The organism is Commensalibacter nepenthis, from assembly GCF_029953305.1.
Lineage (GTDB): Bacteria > Pseudomonadota > Alphaproteobacteria > Acetobacterales > Acetobacteraceae > Commensalibacter > Commensalibacter nepenthis.
Genome location: NZ_JASBAN010000001.1, coordinates 1,940,663 through 1,958,267, shown reverse-complemented (window position 1 = coordinate 1,958,267; position 17,605 = coordinate 1,940,663). Strand labels below are relative to the sequence as shown.

The following is a 17,605-nucleotide window of genomic DNA, read 5'->3' as shown; positions in this document are numbered from 1 at the left end:
CTATCCAAAAGCAGTCAATTTGCCGTCTTGTCCAACAACCAGCAAATTTTCATTAACAATAACAGGGGCAAACGCTGGAGTAATATCTGTTTTAACAACTTTGGTCACTTTCCCCGTTACTGGGTCAACTGTTACCAAACCATTTTCAGCAAAATCACTAATACAAATCAATTGCCCACCCCCAAGTACAGGACCATACCAAGCAATTGGATCTTTTGATTTTTCTGCATTTTTAAAGCGACGCAATTGGGTTACCCAACGTACACGCCCTGTAATACGATCTAAACATGCTAATTGTTGATCTAATGATAAGGCAAACAGCCAATCACTAATCACAACCATTGCATTTTGACCTGAAACTTCACGTTCCCACAACCTGCGCCCTGAACGCACATCAATAGCAACCAAAACTGACCCTACACTAATGGCATAGACAGTGCCATCAACAATCACAGGTAAAGCACTAATGGCTGAGAAATCCGTATCGGAATCTCGACCACCACGCCCCAAGGTTTCCGTCCAAATTTGTTCGCCTGTTTCAGCACGCAAAGCAACCAAATCACCCGTACCAAAACCAGCCACAATAATACCATCAAAATAAGCAGGTGCAGGTTGTCCAAATAATTTTGTTTGCACGCTGCCTATTTGATATGACCATAATTGATTACCAGTCTTTGTATCTAAGCAAAACAAACTGCCATCAATAGTACCGAAAAATAGACGATCATCAACAATGGTTGGGGCTGAACGTCCAGGAGTTCCTACATCTACACGCCATACAACTTTGCCGTTATTACGATCAACTCTTAATGTTTCGGCAACGCCATCGACAATATATAAAGCATCATCCGTTAATCCAATGCCTCCACCTAAATTACTTGACTTAGAGCCTTTTTTATTAGGGTTTAAACGCCACAATACTTTTCTTGTTTTCCAATCAAACGCAGCGATTTTTCCAACAGCATCCACAGTATAAAAACGATCCCCATCAACCACTGGAGTTGTATTGACAATACCTCTGCCCTTTGAACCCAGCGCAACAAACGCCAATGGGCTTGGCTCTGAATTCCCTGCACCAATACTGCAATCCCATAATTTACGAACACCGCCAATGGCACTATGTATTGAAGTATGGCTGGGGACACGTCCTTCTTGCATCCATTTTGAATCAATAATTGGCGCTGGGATCGTAATTGGTGTATGATCGTCTTGATCTACCATCAACCCTGCACCAGAGCTGAACACATCTATTCTTTGTCCAACCAAAACTTTCTTTTCGCTTTTATGCCCACATGCGGCTAATGCAATACTGCCCCCAGTGGCTAATAATACCGAACGGCGGGATAAATCTTTATTAACCATCGAAAAAGATTTTATCATGGGTTACCCTTTTTATTTACTGTTTTATCATGAGCGATAATTTGTAACATCATGTTTGCACGTTGACGCAATGCTGGAGACGCGTTTATATCTGTTGATAATTGTCCAAAAATCTGACGTGCTTCTATGAGTTTACCTGTACGTAAATTTAACAAAGCCTCTGATTCTTTAAGTAGTCCGTACCAAGGGGTTTGCTGTCCCAATAATTCATTGATACGATTACGCAAATCTGATGGCGGGGCTGTATCTAAATGATGTTGTATCCATAGTAAGCCTGCTAAAGAACGAAAATCAGATGGTGCTGTTTTATCACCTCGTAATGTTTCCCACACAATAGAGGCTTCTTTGACTTTGCCTTGATCTGCCAATAAACCTGCTTGTTCTAACTGGGCCAAAGCATGCACCGCCTGAGGGGAATTCCCAGACAATGTTTTTAATTGTGATATTGCCGTATTCTTTGTGGCATCCGAAATAGTCTGCCCTGGAATCATTGCAATAATAGGCTGTGTTATATTAAAATAAGAAAAGGAGGCTTGTTCAACAGCTTTACGATATTGCCAGCTTTTATATTGCCATATTCCTAATGCAGCGACAGCAACAATAATCAATACAACAACAAAAGCCACATAACGACGTGCAGTATTTTTTATTTTTTCTGCGCGTATATCTGCATCAATTTCTTTTAATAGGTCTTCAGACACCTATATATTCTCCTTTTCTAATCAATAATGCATGCCATTATATCATCAATAAGCAAATAACATTATCCTTTACATAGCCTATTTTTTAGATTTTGCCCCTAATTTTTTTCCACCTGCTTTTAATTCTGTTTGTATCTTGGTTAAATTCGCCGTGATACGATTACGTACGTCTGTCGTAACCTTTTTATAAGGTTCCATATCCGCAGCAGCTTTTTGACTAATTGCCGCTTGTTTTGCATGTGCAGCTTTGGCAACACAACTATAATATGCACGTGCTGCTTTGTCATAAGCAGTATAATGTTCTACGCTGCTATTATAATTAGATACATTCGATACATTAATAGAAGGAGCTTTGGGTTCATGACCACAACTGGCTGCCCAATCTTGTGCAAAAGCAGCACTGCCAACAATCATTCCTAATCCAACGATCCCTGCTTGTAGTAAAATTTTCATTTTTTATCATCCCAAATAAATTTATTGCGTTTATAAATAACTTAAATCAAACATTTTTTCTATGGTAAAAAATTAACCAACTGACCTTCTGGCTTTCCTTGCATTTCATCATTTTGCATGACGATACGCCCTTTGACAATGGTAACCATCGGCCAACCTTTAACTTCCACTTGATCGTAAGGTGTCCACCCTGCTGGCGATGCAATCCAATCGTTGGTAATACGGCGTTTTTTACCCATATCTACCAAAGTAAAATCTGCATCATATCCCACTTGAATACGTCCTTTGGTTGGCATTCCATAAATACGAGCTGGATTAGCTGCCATCACGTCTGCTAAACGACTTAAGGATAAACGTCCTTCATTTACATGATTAAGCATTAACGGCACAATCGTTTGCACCCCAAGCATACCAGAAGGACAACATAACCAAGGTTTCGCTTTTAATGTTGGATCATGAGGAGCGTGATCGGAGGAAACCACGTCAACTATCCCATTTCTGATCGCGACCCAACAAGCATCATAATGACGTCGGTCACGAATAGGTGGATTCATCACTGCGAACCCTCCTAAACGTTCATAACATTCTGGACCGATCTGCGTCAAATGATTGACCAAGACCTCAACCGTAGCAATATCTTTATAATCCACCAACCATTCTAGTTCCTCTTGAGTGGTTGTATGTAAAATATGGGCTGGACGATTTGTTTTACGTGCCAAAGCAATGATACGACGTGTCCCTAAAAATGCACATTCTTCATCACGCCATTTGCTGTGATTTTCATAAGGCATTCCCTCACAAAAAAGCTTTTTACGATCTTGTAAACGATATTCATCTTCGGCATGATAACAAACGCGACGATGCCCATTTAACATCACTTGCTCAAGACTGGCATCATCCTCTACCATTAGTGACCCTGTGGAAGATCCTGCATAAACTTTAATCCCACACACGCCTTGTTGAGATTCTAAACTGGCTAAATCTTTGGTATTTTCTCTGGTTGCACCAATATAAAAACCAAAATTAATCCAACTGGTTTCTGATGCTCGTTTTTGTTTCCATTGCACCGTTTCTAAGTCTGCCGTTGCAGGGTTGGTATTTGGCATATCAAAAACAGTTGTTAATCCCCCCAAAGCAGCTGCTTTGGTTCCTGTCTCAATCGTTTCAACCAATGCATTACCTGGCTCGCGAAAATGCACATGACAATCCATTAAACCTGGTAACACATGTAATCCTTGAGCATCAAAGATTTGTTCTGACGCGTCATGATTTCCAACAGTTAAAGATACAATACGGCTGTTTTTAATACCAATATTCGTTTTTTCCTCTCCCCAAGGAAAAATACAAATTCCATTTTTTAATATTAAATCGTAATGCATTTTCTTATTTCTTCTTTTCTAAACTGCCAAAATATCGGTTACAGAACCCGTTGGAGATTGTCCCACTATATGTATTTGATGCCATAAAGCATAAAATAATAAATTCCATGCCATATAGCGCTCTTTTCGACCAGAGGCTTTTTCAAATAATGGTAGTATTTTATCAGAAAAAGCAACGCCTTTTATTCCATCTTGTTGAGATACCAAAGGTGCCAAAGTTGGTGCTTGTTGTTCAATCCATAACCCGATCGGAACGCTGAACCCTAATTTAGGCGCAAAAGGTTTGGATTCTGGAAAATATTTTTCTAGCCATTTTCTTAAAATCCATTTTCCTTGCCAATTTTGCACTTTTAAAGAATCAGAAAGACTGAATGCAAACTCTGCTACTTTTTTATCTAAAAAAGGTACGCGCCCTTCGATCCCATGTGTCATTAAACATCGATCCAGTTTAATCAGCAAATCATTCGGTAACCAAGTTTCAATATCAATTTTCTGCGCTTTGGTTAAACGCGTCATCGACGAAAAATCATACGTGTTTTCATAAGCTGTTATTTCATCTCGCCAAGAAGATAGTGAAGACTGCAAATAATCCGTTTGATGAAATACACCTTTGCGATATATTTTCTTCCCACCGCGCCACCAAGGTTGGCTGGCTTTACGATAACGTCCATATCCTGCAAATAATTCATCGCCACCCTCACCTGATAAAATCACTTTCACCGATTGACTGGCTTCTCTCGCCAAGAACCAAGTTGGAATGATCGCATAATCTGCAACGGGATCATCCATACAAGCCACAATTTGGGGCAAATGCTCCCAAACTTGTTGTTGAGTAATAGAGAAAATATGATGTTCTGCACCCACCTGTTTCGCTAAATAAGATGCTTGATCCGTTTCATCAGCCACATAATCATGACGATCATCAGTTTCAAAACGTGCAGTCCAAGCTCTCACACGTTTTTCTTGCCCCAAAATTTGCATCATTTTTAGGATAATAGAACTATCAATCCCACTTGATAAAAACAATCCAAAAGGAACATCAGAACGTTCGTGAATACGCACAGTTTCTTCTAAGATACGATCAAGTTTTGACAAAGCAATTTCTGAATTAAATAACGTCTGGGTTCGTTCTTTGAAAACTTCAATCCGCTTCTTTTCAACAATACTTCCATCTTTGATAATTAATGTCTCACCAGGCAATAGCCGATGAATATTTTGAAAAATCGTTTCTTTTCCTGGAATAAACTGAAGTTGCAGTAAAGAGTTAATCCCTTCTTGACGCAAACGAGGTTGAACAAACTCTGCTTGAATCAATGCTTGAGCTTCGGAAGCAAACACAATCCCTTGCTCTACACAAGCATAATATAAAGGTTTAATTCCAAATGGATCACGACTTAGGATCACTGTATGTTCATCCACATCAACCAACGCCACCCCATACATCCCTCGCAATTTTTCTGGAAATTTCTCCTGAAATTCCTGCCATAAAGGCAATATAGATTCACAATCACTGCCAGTTTGAAAAGGATAGTTTGAAAAAGATTGACGTAACTCTAGATCATTATAAATTTCACCATTGGCAACAAGATATTGTTTGTCTTGATAGCTTAACGGTTGCTTTCCTCCGTCAAGATCAATAATTGAAAGGCGTGTATGAATGAATACAGCATGCTGCCCTATCCATTCACCAGAACCATCTGGCCCACGGTGAGCAAGAGCAGCCCTTAATAATTCCTTTTGTTGATCGGTTATTGAATACCCAGCTTTAAGAGCAATACCTGCCAAACCACACATTAAACTTTCTCAACTTTACTTAAAAATTCAAACCATTGATTTAATACAGTTTCTTTACTGAATTCCTGTTCAAATTTCTGCCGCCCTGCTCGTGCAATTTTATTAGAAAATTCAGGAGAATCTAATAATTTTTGTATAGACTGCGCTAACAATGTTTCATCTTCTAATGGCGATAATAAGCCATTTTCACCATCGGTAATCAGTTCCACAGGTCCTTGAGACGCTATTGAAGCCACAGGTTTGGTTGCTGCAAATGCCTCTAACACAATATTTCCCAAAGGTTCATGACGAGAAGAACAAACGAACACATCACAAGCCGCCAAAAGTTGAGAAATATCCGTGACCCATCCTGGCAAATGCACACGATCTGACACGTTCAATGACTCAGCTAATTGTTGAAGAGTCGCACGTTCCTCACCTTCGCCTGCAATTAAAAGATGGGCATCTTTTAAGAAAGGCATCGCTTTAATTAAGATATCAAAGCCTTTGTTGGTATGTAACCGACCCAAAGCCAATAGAAATGGAGCTTGTTGAGGGATAAAATCAGGGCGTTTAGGAATAACATTAGGGAAATCTCTAGCAAAATTAGGCACATAATGCGTGCGTTCTTGGGGCCAACCTTGTTCAATCAGCCATTTCACAATACCCTTGGTGTTTCCAACCAAATGATCGCAATTTTTATAATATTTTAGATCGTAAAAACCACCTAAACGCCCAACCGACACCCAATTACCAACAGGCATGAAAGAAGCTGCTCTATTCATCCATGCAACAGATACTCTAGGAGAAAAATCGCTTAATAACTGTTTTAACTTACGCCCTGTCAAAAGATCTGTTTTCCCCCCAAAAGATAGTTCACGAGGGATTAATCCACCATGTTGTAATAATTTTGTACGATCTGGATTTTTACGAATAATGGGTAGTATATTCAAACCCTGCTCATGTTGCGCTACACAAAGACGTTCATAAAATAATTCAGCCCCGCCGTTAGCCGCACCCGCCATCACATGAGCAATACGTAAATCATTCATTTATTCTTTCCTACCCATGTTGATTGCACCCACCTTTTAGCTATTTTTCATTCTTTTGATATAATCTTTTGAATGCTTCAAGAACTTTATCAACCGATAAATTATCCATTGATGCTTTACCCTCGTCACCATTTGCAACGACTGCTTGAGCATATAAACCTGCTGGAGCATATTCAGTGACTTGACTGGGACCAAATAATCCTAATACAGGAATTTGACAAGCAGCAGCCAAATGCATCAATCCAGAATCATTCCCAACAAATCCTTTACAACGCTGAAACATTGCTGCGACTTGACACAGTTTAAAATCCCCACCAACATTGATAATCGGTAAATCCGCCTCTAACAATGGTTTTGCCATTGCATATTCTTGCTGACCAGCCCCATAAAAAACAGCAAATTTACATTGTGGAAACAATGTCTGTATTTTCTGAGCCAAAGCAATAAAACGATTAATATCCCAAACCTTACCCACCCAATTAGCTGTTGGTGCCAAAGCAATATAGAAATCATCTGGTAGATATTGCTTGGCTATCTGTTGATCTTCTTCCCAAACCCATGCCACAGGGAATGGTGTAGGTTGTAATTGAAAAGCTTTTGCTAGATACTCTATGCGTCTTTCTTTAATCCTACCACCACGAAGAACAACACGTTTTTTCGCTCGTAAAACATAGCTAATTGCAGAACCTCTCAGATCAACAATCAAGTCCCATGGATGTAAAATACATTGTTTCCATAATATCAACCAATGTAAATCATAATTTTGTTTTTCCATGATCAACGTTGTTTTACGCCGTGGCATCCGATCAAAGATTCCTGCAGCAACTGAACCGCAAGCAATGGTGAATTCTGCATTTGGATAAGTTTGTATTAAATGATTCAATATCCCTGTAGAGATGACAGCATCCCCCAATCGGGTCGAAGTAATAAACAAAATATTTTTTATTGTAGATGATTGCATATCATACTTATACTGGGCAAAAGAATAATCTACAAAGAATATTATTTTATCTTGCTGTAAAGGTCTATACAGAATGACAGATTCATCCATTAATTCTTTTTTATCTATGATGAAATTTAACGCGGATGGATTAATCGCCGCCATTGCTCAACAACATGATACGGGTGAAGTGCTGATGCTGGCATGGATGAACAAAGACTCTATCCGTGAAACGCTTCAAACAAATCATGTTTGCTATTATTCTCGCAGTCGTCAAAAATTATGGCGCAAAGGTGAAACTTCGGGGCAAATGCAACAGTTGATCGAAATGCGCCTTGATTGTGACGGAGATACACTTTTACTATTAGTCGATCAAAAAGGTGTTGCTTGCCATACAGGGAGAAGAAATTGTTTCTTTTACGCTTATCGTGAAGGAGAAATAATCGAAGTCAGCAAACCACTGATAGATCCAAACCAACTTTATCATCAATAATCATTAACAGGGCAAGATCATGAGCACCACAACACACACAATTTGGTTATTGGCCGGTGAAACCAGTGGGGATGAATTGGGCGCAAAGTTAATTAAAGCATTACGTCATTTCAATCCCAACCTTAAATTTTGTGGTGTTGGTGGGCCAAAAATGCAAGAACAAGGACTAGAAATCTTGTTCCCAATGCAAGATCTTGCTGTAATGGGATTGATCGAAGTTCTGCCAAAAATCCGCATGTTATCCAATCGTTTAACTCAAGCGGTGGAGCATATTAAAAGCGTTCGCCCTGACGTAGTTGTCACCATTGATAGCCCTGGTTTTTCTTTACGATTGTTGAAACGCATTGCGAATTTACATATTCCTAGAGTGCATTATGTTGCACCTCAAGTTTGGGCTTGGCACGAAAGTCGTGTCAAGAAATTTCCTGGATTATGGGAAAAGCTTTTATGCTTGCTGCCTTTTGAAAAAGAATTCTTTTCTAAACATGGATTACAAAGCACATTTGTTGGACATCCTATTTTAGAAACCGAAGTTCATCACGGAAATGCAGAGCAATTCCGACAAGACCATCAAATCAACGATAATACCCCTGTTGTTTTATTTATGCCTGGCAGCCGTCGTTCTGAATTACCAAAATTAATGCCTGTATTCAAACAAACATTAACCCTATTGAAACGGCAACTTCCTGAAGTAACCGCAGTCATTCCAACCTCACCCCTAGCCAAAGAACATGTCCTGCATATGGTGAATGATTGGCCAGTCAAACCCATTATTATTCATGATCCTCAAGATAAATATAATGCTTATGCGGCAGCCAGTGCTGCACTCACTAAATCAGGCACTTCGACATTAGAGCTTGCGTTGGCAAAAGTGCCAATGGCAGTAACCTATCGTGTTAATCCTGTAACGGCAATAATTGCACGACGCATGATTAAAGTACCGTATGTTTGTATGTTAAATTTACTTGCCAATAAACAAATTGTGCCAGAATTATTACAAGAAGATTGCGACCCAGAAAAGCTGTCTGCCATGTTAATGGCGTTGTTAACCGATCCAGAAAAAGCCAAAGCTCAACAAGATGCATTTACCCAGATTATGCACCAACTATCTGGACCAGATGATGAGCTACCTTCTCATGTTGCTGCAAAGGAGATTTTGGAGATGATTAAGGGGTAATCAATGGCAATAATAGCAAAGGGTAAAAAATTTATTCAAAAATTACTTTCTACTCTTATAGGATATAAGAAAAAAATTATATCTTTTTTTATACCCAAGAGCTTCTTACACCCTTCTAAATTAATGAAACGAATTCTAATTACCTTTTTCAGTATCTTCGGTATTGGAACAATTGCTTTTGTTATTATAAGTAGATATTTCTCTCTAGAAACTTTAAATAGCTATTTTTCTTTACTCTCTAGCCTTACTACTATTTTTGCTGCTCTCGTTGCAGTTCTTATTACACAAGATTTTAGAAAACAAAAAAGAGCCGAATTATTAAGCGAGTTTTCAAAAGAAAAATCTGATACTATTATATGGGTTTTCGAGCAACTATTCTCTATATCTACATCAATTGAGCTTTACTGTTATACTCTTGATAAAAACACTATTGAATTTTACAACTTTGAAAAATTATCCGAAAAGCTTCAAACAGTTCATGACAATCAGCCACTTCGAGATATATGTATCAATTTTACAAAAAGATTTGAAGATATATTTAAATTAGTTGATATAAAAGCTAAAAGTTTGATTGAGAATACCAACACACTTCTTCGTGCCTATGATCTTTTAATACTCAATTTAAATGAATCGATTAAATATGGCTATTATTTTTCCCCTGAGGGAAAAGAAGCTTTTTTCAATTATATTAGAGAAAATAAAGAATTATTCGATCAAATAAATCAAAACTTACAAGAGTTACTAAAACTACTTAAAAACCAATCATTATACTTATGAAACAACTACAACACGCCCTGCAACCTCTTAAAAAACGCCTGCTTATCCAACTGTTCTGGAACTTCAATCAATGGAACATTAACCTTTTTCAATACCAACTTTTTGACCTGCATTCTGTCATTCGCATCATCGGACAAATAATGCCCAGAGCCATGATATTCAATAACCCCTCTGGGATGTCCTTGATTGTCAATCAATAAGAAATCCACCCTTTTACTATTATAAGAACTGAATGCCGATTTCTTTAATTCGGCATCTTCTTTACCTGTGGTGCGAATAAATGCACCCATCGACACTTCAAAAGACACATACCAGTTTAATTGATTTCTTTGAATCCACTCATTTAAATAATAAAAATATTTAACAGCTTCCCAATTCATTGGCTTTTTGCATGATAATTCACATTGTTTGATATATTCTATTTGTTGTTGATGATTGGTAAGCTCTGGTTCTATCGACTGTATCTCTTGAGATTTAAGTTTGTTTTTATAAATCTCAGCATTTTTTAACCGTTTTTTTTCTTTATTTTCTAAATATAGGATTCTCTCTGAAAGTTGATGTATCTTTTGTTGATATCTTTGTTTTAATTTAAAAAATATAAAACTAGCACCAAGGATTATTCCTGTTACCAGACTAAAAACAATAGTTTCCATTCATTTTTCTAACATTGCAGCAATTTTTAAAATAGAATATCTATACATCATATTGATATTGAATCAATCAATTATACGCATCATCATATAAAAATGATTGCCACTCTTCGGAATACCAATCTCACCAAACTTCTGAAGCTTTTCACTTGTCTAAATAAGCGGTTTGCTCTTATCTACGCATTGTTTCCCAAAAATGATTCCACACAGAATACATCCAAAACTCACCAGCTTCTCGATAGAAAAAATCAAAAGACTGATGTCAGAAAAATTAATCCAAGGTGGTACAAATATTTCCTCTGATCTTTTTACACGGATAAATATGACCTCGAGTAGAAGCGTTATAAGAAAATAACCCCGTGAAGAAGTCATATAAACGCTTCATCTCCTTTCCTTATGACTATGATATAAAAGATCCATAAGGCACAATCATCGCCTCGTGGATCATTCATCAATAACTAGCGATCAATTTTCAATGCAGCCAGGAACGCAGATTGTGGGATTTCAACTTTCCCAAATTGACGCATCCGTTTTTTACCCTCTTTTTGTTTGTCCAGCAATTTACGTTTACGAGAAATATCGCCACCGTAACATTTTGCCGTTACGTCCTTAGATAACGCCCCAATGGTTTCACGCGCAATCACACGACCACCAATTGCTGCTTGAACAGCGATTTTAAAGAGCTGACGAGGAATAAGATCTTTTAGCTTTGCACAAATTGCACGCCCTCTGCTTTCTGCCACAGAACGATGCGCCACAAAAGCCAAGGCATCCACTGGTTCTTGGTTCACCAGAATACTGATACGAACCAAATCGCTTTCTTCATATCCATCCATTTGATATTCAAAACTTGCATACCCACGGGTCGCAGATTTTAAACGATCATAGAAGTCGAAAACAACCTCGTTTAAAGGCAAACGATAAATTGCCATCGCACGTGTACCAACATATGTCAGATCAATTTGCTGACCACGACGTTCCGTACATAATCCTAATACAGCACCCAAATATTCATCAGGAACCATAATCGATGCTTTGATCCAAGGTTCCTCGATATGATCAATCGATGTTGGGTCTGGCATATCGGCTGGATTATGCAAATCTTCAACTGATCCATCATTTTTAAACAAATGATACACTACAGAAGGAGCCGTTGCGATCAGGTTCAAATCAAATTCACGACTTAACCGTTCTTGAATGATTTCAAGATGCAATAACCCTAGGAACCCACATCTAAACCCAAATCCTAACGCTGCTGATGTCTCTGGTTCATAATGAAAAGATGCGTCGTTTAATTGTAACTTACCCAAACTTTCACGAAGTTTTTCAAAATCATCTGCATCCATCGGATATAAACCACACCAAACCACAGGCACAGATGGCTTAAACCCTTCTAATGCTTTAGAGGCTGGTTTTTTATCATCCGTAATCGTATCCCCAACATGACAGTCTGCAACCGTTTTAATCGCTGCATTGATATATCCCATTTCCCCTGCACCAAGGCTTTCAACTTCACGCATATGAGGGGTGAATACACCCACTTGCTCAACATTATACGTGCTGCCATTGAACATCATGCGAATACGCATTCCCCTTTTAATACGCCCCTCTTTGACACGTACCAAGATAATCACACCCAAATAAGTATCATACCAGCTATCAACCAACAAAGCCTGTAGTGGAGCATTTACATCGCCTTTTGGTGCTGGCAAACGGGTAACCAAAGCATCAAGAACGGCTTCAATATTCAATCCTGTTTTTGCAGATACGCCAATCGCATCATCAGCTGGAATACCGATAATTTCTTCGATCTGAGTTTTAGTTCCTTCGACATCCGCAGCAGGCAAATCAACCTTGTTCAATACAGGGACAATCTCATGACGTGCATCAATTGCTTGATACACATTTGCCAATGTTTGTGCCTCTACCCCTTGGGACGCATCAACAACCAACAAAGACCCTTCACAAGCTGCCAAAGAGCGACTGACTTCATAAGCAAAATCCACGTGACCTGGCGTATCCATTAAATTCAAGACATATGTTTGTCCGTCTTTGGCTTTATAATGCAAACGAACTGTTTGTGCTTTGATGGTGATTCCGCGTTCACGCTCAATATCCATACTATCCAAAACTTGAGCTTGCATTTCGCGTTGCGTCAATGCGCCACAAGCCTGAATTAAACGATCAGCAAGGGTTGACTTTCCATGATCGATATGAGCAATAATCGAAAAATTACGAATAAATTCCAAAGGCGTATCTGTCATATAGGCACCAACAAGGCAAAATGATTTTAAAAAAAGAAAATTGTATTAGGATATAGTTCTATACTTTTTTTACAAAAAATACTATGACCCTTTTGTTTTTTTCAACGGATAAGCCGCAATAATCGATCCGCCCATAATTAAAAGAACCGCAATGAACAATGCATAGGTTGCCGTAGCCCGTCCAGCTAATATTAACCAAATCGTAGAAAGCAATGGCGCTAAATAAGAAAAAGATCCAATTAATGATAAATTCGCATTCTTTGTTGCATAATCCCATGCCAAAAATGCCAAACCTATTGGACCACATCCAAGATAAAGAATAATCATGATATCTTTGGCAGAAGTCGGCACCACTGTGGGTTCACTAACAAAATGAATAACCATCGAAACCAACGCTATTCCACCACAAACCCCAATCATCATGCTCGTTGGAACAGAGGCATATCTACGATTAACCAACGAATATATTGCCCAAACCACCCCACTCAGAAATCCAAATAAATAGCCTAAGATGACCTTGAAAGTCAGCACTGAACCAGGATCTGCAGGCATCAGGCAAATAGTACCAATCAGTCCCATCACCGCACCAATCAAATAAGCAATATGAAATTGCTTGTTACTCATCAATGCAATAGAAATCACCAACATAATAGGCCATAAATAAGATAAGATTGTTACTTTGGCTGGTGGTGCTAAACTAAGACCAACATAGTCAAATATATAAAAGAAAAACAATCCACAAAATGCAGTGAACCAGGGTGCAAAAGGTTGCATCATCTCACGCAAACGACCGGTTAACGCCAAAATAATACTGCCCACAATAAAGGCTTCACCAAATCCAAACCACAATAACTGAAAACGCGGAATATTGGGTAAAGAAGTAATCGTTACAGATGAGCTGGACCATAATAAAATAGTCAACAAACCAGAAGCCGTCGCAAGTAATAGTTTGTTTTGTTTAATAAAATTTTGTTGACAAGCAAGCATTATAATGACACCAATTTAAATATAATATTATAAAAACCCATGCAAATCAGAGTACATAAGTTTTCCCTTAATGCCTCTTTTTCCCATATCCTATTGATTATATAGAAAGTGAGTAAAGTATTTCCTCAGCATTCACTGTTTTTTTTCTTTTGTAATGGATATGTTGCCACAATTGCACCACCAACTATCAATAAAACCGCGACAAACAAACCCATTGTTGCAGGGGCTTTTCCAGCCAATACCAACCATAATGTTGAAAGTAATGGTGCCAAATAAGACAATGACCCCATCAAAGAAAGATTGGCACTCTTTGTAGCATAATCCCACGCTAAAAAAGCAATTCCCATTGGACCACACCCTAAATAAAAAATGGTTAAGATTTCTTTAAAATTCTTGGGAAAAACTGTTGGTTCGAACATAAAATGAATCCCCATAGCAACCAAGGAAATCCCTCCACAAACACCAATCATCATTCCTGTCGGAACGGAAGCATATCTGCGATTAACAAGTGAGTAAATCGTCCAAACAATCGCACATAAAATACCCAAGAAATAACCAATTAAATTCCCAGAAGTCAGTAATGCTCCATGATCGGGAGGCAATAAAAATATCGTGCCAACCAACCCCATAACCGCACCGAGTATATAAGCAATATGAAATTGTTTGGCGCTTAGGAAAGCAATGCACACCACCAACATTGTTGGCCATAAATAGGATAACAAAGTCACTTTGGCTGGTGGTGCAAAGTTTAATCCAACGAAATAAAACAAATGAAAAAAGAAAATCCCACAGAATGCGGTAAACCACGGTGCAAAAGGTTGTGCCATTTCACGCAGCCGTCCTGTGCAAGCCAAAATGATACTACCAATAATAAAGGCTTCACCAAAACCGAACCATAAAAGCTGAAAACGCGGGATATTGGGTAATGATGTCGTCATCACCGCCAAGCTCGACCATAATAAAATGGTTAACAACCCCGAGGCTGTCGCAATAAGTGTTTTTGATTTCCCATTAGAAATTTGTTGGATATTCGACATAATTAGTAAGGCTCGTATTTATTTGTAAAATCATTAAAATAAAAAAGCCCAAGAAAATAACATGGGCTTTTTCTTTATCTTTTTATCGCAAAGTTCCGCCTGTTAATCGACCTACTTCTTTGATAATTTTTTGTGAAATGACTTCAATCTCTTCATCTTTAAGACTTCGATCTTGAGGTTGTAATGTCACCTGTATCGCAACAGATTTATGACCTTCAGCAACTTTTTCACCAACATAAACATCGAATAATTCGACATTCGTCAATAATTGACGGTCGGCCTGTTTTGCTGCGCTCAAGATTTTACCCACTTCAACATCTGATTTCACCACAAAAGCAAAATCACGTTTCAACGGTTGAAATGAAGATAAGAAAGGCGCTTTTTTCTTTTGTGCTTTTCTAGTGATTAAATTATCAATCATAATTTCAAAAATCATTGGCGCTTGATCGAAACCGAACTCTTTGACAAACGAAGGATGTAACTCACCAAAATAAGCCAAAATATTTTTAGGTCCCAAACTTAAACGACCAGAACGACCAGGATGATAATAATTTGGTGTTTCTTTGGTCACTTGCAATGAATCAACAGCAACACCAAGACCATCCAGTGCAAAATAAACATCTGCCTTAACGTCCCATAATGTTACTTCTTCGGCCTTACCCTGAATATTTCGTGGCATATAACCATAGCGCACCCCAGCAGCAACCGTTTTTTCGCCATCTTGGGCAAAAGCTGGACCGACTTCAAAAAAGCCAATATTGCCCCAACCTTTGACAATATTGCGCTTTAATGTAGGTAATAAAGAAGCTAACGGTGTTGGGCGCATTTGATCCATATCACTTGAAATTGGGTTTAACAAACGCAAATCTTCGGTAACATCCCCTAATCTTGCTGCAATTTCATGATCTACAAAAGAAAAACCCACCGTTTCAACCAAGCCACGTGCTGCAAATAAACGGGCACAAAGGATAGAGTTTTGTTGATCACGGGTCAAAGCTGCTTGCGGAACAGCCTGTGTTACAGGTAAAGACACAGCTGGAACATTATCCAATCCCACAATACGCAAAACCTCTTCAATCAGATCAATTTCACCTTCCATTGCTTGGGCAATAATAGTTAATTGAGCCGCTTTATCCGCAGCAATACTGGAATGTTGTGCCATATTCATCGGCATCACAATATCATTACGCCATGATGGTACTGACACAGTGACCGCTTGTTGCGTTTGTTCTTTAACTTCAAAGCCTAAAGAGGTTAAAATCTCAACAATACGCTCGGGTGCAACGGCTAAACCACCGAAATTTTCAAGACTATTATAACGTAATGTTGCCTCACGTTGCCATTTTTGTTCTTTACCTGCAACGACAACTTCACTAGGCTGACCACCACAAAGATCAAGGATCATCTGGGTTGCGGCTTCCATCGCATCAGGGAGCAATGTTTGATCAATACCCCGTTCAAAACGTTGACGTGCATCCGTTGTAATAAAATGATGACGTCCACTTAACGCGATTGTAACAGGATTAAATAATGCACATTCAACGAAAACGGTTGTGGTTTCCTCGGTAACGCCTGTATGTTCACCCCCCATTAATCCAGCCAAAGATTGCACACCTAATTGATCGACAATCACACAATCTTTATCAATAACCTGATATTCTTTTCCATCTAAGGCAACCAATTTTTCGCCTTGACCGGGACAAATCGTCAAAGTGTTTCCTGTGATTTTATCAACGTCAAACACATGCAAAGGTCGACCCAAATCAAAAGTAAAGAAATTGGTAATATCAACCAATAAAGAAATCGGACGAACCCCAATGGCTCTGAGGCGTACTTGTAGCCATTCAGGACTTGGACCATTTTTAACATTGGTAATGGTTCGACCTAAAATCCATGGGCATGCTTCTTTGAATTGATTATCCCACGTAATTTCTGATGGAAATGTTCCTTCTACAACTTTGGGATTCCAAGGTTTAAGAATGCCCATTCCTGCTGCGGCTAAATCTCTGGCAATATTACGAATGGATAAGGCATCTCCACGATTAGGCGTAATGGCAATTTCAATCACAGGATCATTTAACTGCGCAAAATCAACATACGCAGTCCCAACAGGGGCATCCTCTGGTAACTCCATAATGCCATCTTGCTTTTCTCCGATCCCTAATTCCTCAGAAGAACACAACATTCCATTACTTTGTTCACCACGAATCTTACCTGTTTTTAGCGTAATATCGCTGCCAGGAACATAGGTACCAACAGGGGCGAAAATAGTTACAAGCCCTGCTCTGGCATTAGGTGCACCACAAACTACTTGAACATTTTCAAACCCTTCACCTGCGTTCACTTGGCATACTTGCAAGCGATCTGCATTTGGATGCTGAGAGGCTGTTAGAATACGAGCAATTCTAAAAGCACCAAGTGTCTTGGCTGGATCTTCAACAGATTCAACTTCTAAACCAATAGAATTTAGCGCGACACAAATCTCATCAAGAGATTTTGTGGTTTCTAAATGATCGCGTAACCAGGATAAAGTAAATTTCAT

15 protein-coding genes are annotated in these 17,605 nt (G+C 38.7%); 3 read left to right on the top strand and 12 right to left on the bottom strand.

From position 1 onward, the window contains the following. The 7 genes from QJV33_RS09205 to QJV33_RS09175 all read right to left on the bottom strand — a co-directional run bounded on the left by QJV33_RS09205 (nucleotide 1) and on the right by QJV33_RS09175 (nucleotide 7,699). Nucleotides 1-1,380 (bottom strand): outer membrane protein assembly factor BamB family protein, encoded by a 1,380-nt coding sequence (locus tag QJV33_RS09205; RefSeq protein WP_281463052.1) that lies wholly within the window; start codon nucleotides 1,378-1,380, stop codon nucleotides 1-3. Next, nucleotides 1,377-2,081, bottom strand: coding sequence for a hypothetical protein (locus QJV33_RS09200; RefSeq protein WP_281463051.1), 705 nt, complete (start codon nucleotides 2,079-2,081; stop codon nucleotides 1,377-1,379). Before QJV33_RS09200 ends, QJV33_RS09205 begins: the two co-directional genes overlap by 4 nt. Before the next feature lie 78 nt (nucleotides 2,082-2,159). Beyond that, complete coding sequence (locus QJV33_RS09195; protein ID WP_281463050.1) at nucleotides 2,160-2,534, bottom strand: hypothetical protein; 375 nt, start codon at nucleotides 2,532-2,534, stop codon at nucleotides 2,160-2,162. A gap of 59 nt (nucleotides 2,535-2,593) precedes the next feature. Beyond that, nucleotides 2,594-3,913 (bottom strand): dihydroorotase, encoded by a 1,320-nt coding sequence (locus tag QJV33_RS09190; protein WP_281463049.1) that lies wholly within the window; start codon nucleotides 3,911-3,913, stop codon nucleotides 2,594-2,596. 18 nt (nucleotides 3,914-3,931) lie between these two features. Next, entirely contained in the window at nucleotides 3,932-5,707 is a 1,776-nt protein-coding gene (asnB, locus tag QJV33_RS09185; protein ID WP_281463048.1) for an asparagine synthase (glutamine-hydrolyzing), read from the bottom strand. Beyond that, entirely contained in the window at nucleotides 5,707-6,738 is a 1,032-nt protein-coding gene (locus QJV33_RS09180) for a glycosyltransferase (RefSeq protein ID WP_281463047.1), read from the bottom strand. The genes asnB and QJV33_RS09180 overlap by 1 nt, the downstream gene beginning before the upstream one ends. Nucleotides 6,739-6,778: 40 nt before the next feature. After that, nucleotides 6,779-7,699 carry a glycosyltransferase family 9 protein gene (locus QJV33_RS09175; protein ID WP_408869675.1) on the bottom strand — a complete coding sequence of 307 codons (921 nt, stop codon included), beginning with the start codon at nucleotides 7,697-7,699 and terminating at the stop codon, nucleotides 6,779-6,781. Between the two features lie 73 nt (nucleotides 7,700-7,772). On the opposite strand from QJV33_RS09175, the gene hisI reads away from it, so the two are divergent. Genes hisI through QJV33_RS09160 form a run of 3 tightly spaced genes read left to right on the top strand, consistent with a single transcriptional unit; the run spans nucleotide 7,773 to nucleotide 10,125 of the window. Further along, nucleotides 7,773-8,171: a phosphoribosyl-AMP cyclohydrolase gene (hisI, locus tag QJV33_RS09170; protein ID WP_281463045.1), complete on the top strand. Its 399-nt coding sequence runs from the start codon at nucleotides 7,773-7,775 to the stop codon at nucleotides 8,169-8,171. Between the two features lie 19 nt (nucleotides 8,172-8,190). Next, the gene (gene lpxB / locus QJV33_RS09165) at nucleotides 8,191-9,348 is read left to right on the top strand and encodes a lipid-A-disaccharide synthase (protein ID WP_281463044.1); all 1,158 of its coding nucleotides are present in this window, start codon (nucleotides 8,191-8,193) and stop codon (nucleotides 9,346-9,348) included. Nucleotides 9,349-9,351: 3 nt separating this feature from the next. Continuing rightward, a complete protein-coding gene (locus tag QJV33_RS09160; RefSeq protein WP_281463043.1) occupies nucleotides 9,352-10,125 on the top strand; it encodes a hypothetical protein in 774 nt (257 codons plus the stop codon). Between the two features lie 5 nt (nucleotides 10,126-10,130). Here QJV33_RS09160 and QJV33_RS09155 read toward each other — a convergent pair whose 3' ends face one another. The 5 genes from QJV33_RS09155 to pheT form a co-directional block, all read right to left on the bottom strand. Beyond that, the gene (locus tag QJV33_RS09155; protein ID WP_281463042.1) at nucleotides 10,131-10,778 is read right to left on the bottom strand and encodes a DUF2726 domain-containing protein; all 648 of its coding nucleotides are present in this window, start codon (nucleotides 10,776-10,778) and stop codon (nucleotides 10,131-10,133) included. 455 nt (nucleotides 10,779-11,233) lie between these two features. After that, nucleotides 11,234-13,039 carry a translation elongation factor 4 gene (gene lepA, locus QJV33_RS09150; protein WP_281463041.1) on the bottom strand — a complete coding sequence of 602 codons (1,806 nt, stop codon included), beginning with the start codon at nucleotides 13,037-13,039 and terminating at the stop codon, nucleotides 11,234-11,236. Between the two features lie 81 nt (nucleotides 13,040-13,120). After that, nucleotides 13,121-14,026: a DMT family transporter gene (locus tag QJV33_RS09145; RefSeq protein WP_281463040.1), complete on the bottom strand. Its 906-nt coding sequence runs from the start codon at nucleotides 14,024-14,026 to the stop codon at nucleotides 13,121-13,123. A gap of 125 nt (nucleotides 14,027-14,151) precedes the next feature. Continuing rightward, nucleotides 14,152-15,063 (bottom strand): DMT family transporter, encoded by a 912-nt coding sequence (locus QJV33_RS09140; RefSeq protein WP_281463039.1) that lies wholly within the window; start codon nucleotides 15,061-15,063, stop codon nucleotides 14,152-14,154. Between the two features lie 82 nt (nucleotides 15,064-15,145). After that, nucleotides 15,146-17,605 carry a phenylalanine--tRNA ligase subunit beta gene (pheT, locus tag QJV33_RS09135; protein ID WP_281463038.1) on the bottom strand — a complete coding sequence of 820 codons (2,460 nt, stop codon included), beginning with the start codon at nucleotides 17,603-17,605 and terminating at the stop codon, nucleotides 15,146-15,148.

Excerpts from the sequence above, each read along its gene's own strand:
- QJV33_RS09205 (WP_281463052.1), bottom strand. The coding sequence starts at position 1,380 with ATGATAAAATCTTTTTCGATGGTTAATAAAGATTTATCCCGCCGTTCG.
- QJV33_RS09195 (WP_281463050.1), bottom strand. The coding sequence starts at position 2,534 with ATGAAAATTTTACTACAAGCAGGGATCGTTGGATTAGGAATGATTGTT.
- QJV33_RS09190 (WP_281463049.1), bottom strand. The coding sequence starts at position 3,913 with ATGCATTACGATTTAATATTAAAAAATGGAATTTGTATTTTTCCTTGG.
- asnB (WP_281463048.1), bottom strand. The coding sequence starts at position 5,707 with ATGTGTGGTTTGGCAGGTATTGCTCTTAAAGCTGGGTATTCAATAACC.
- QJV33_RS09180 (WP_281463047.1), bottom strand. The coding sequence starts at position 6,738 with ATGAATGATTTACGTATTGCTCATGTGATGGCGGGTGCGGCTAACGGC.
- QJV33_RS09175 (WP_408869675.1), bottom strand. The coding sequence starts at position 7,699 with ATGCAATCATCTACAATAAAAAATATTTTGTTTATTACTTCGACCCGA.
- hisI (WP_281463045.1), top strand. The coding sequence starts at position 7,773 with ATGACAGATTCATCCATTAATTCTTTTTTATCTATGATGAAATTTAAC.
- lpxB (WP_281463044.1), top strand. The coding sequence starts at position 8,191 with ATGAGCACCACAACACACACAATTTGGTTATTGGCCGGTGAAACCAGT.
- QJV33_RS09160 (WP_281463043.1), top strand. The coding sequence starts at position 9,352 with ATGGCAATAATAGCAAAGGGTAAAAAATTTATTCAAAAATTACTTTCT.
- QJV33_RS09155 (WP_281463042.1), bottom strand. The coding sequence starts at position 10,778 with ATGGAAACTATTGTTTTTAGTCTGGTAACAGGAATAATCCTTGGTGCT.
- lepA (WP_281463041.1), bottom strand. The coding sequence starts at position 13,039 with ATGACAGATACGCCTTTGGAATTTATTCGTAATTTTTCGATTATTGCT.
- QJV33_RS09145 (WP_281463040.1), bottom strand. The coding sequence starts at position 14,026 with ATGCTTGCTTGTCAACAAAATTTTATTAAACAAAACAAACTATTACTT.
- QJV33_RS09140 (WP_281463039.1), bottom strand. The coding sequence starts at position 15,063 with ATGTCGAATATCCAACAAATTTCTAATGGGAAATCAAAAACACTTATT.
- pheT (WP_281463038.1), bottom strand. The coding sequence starts at position 17,605 with ATGAAATTTACTTTATCCTGGTTACGCGATCATTTAGAAACCACAAAA.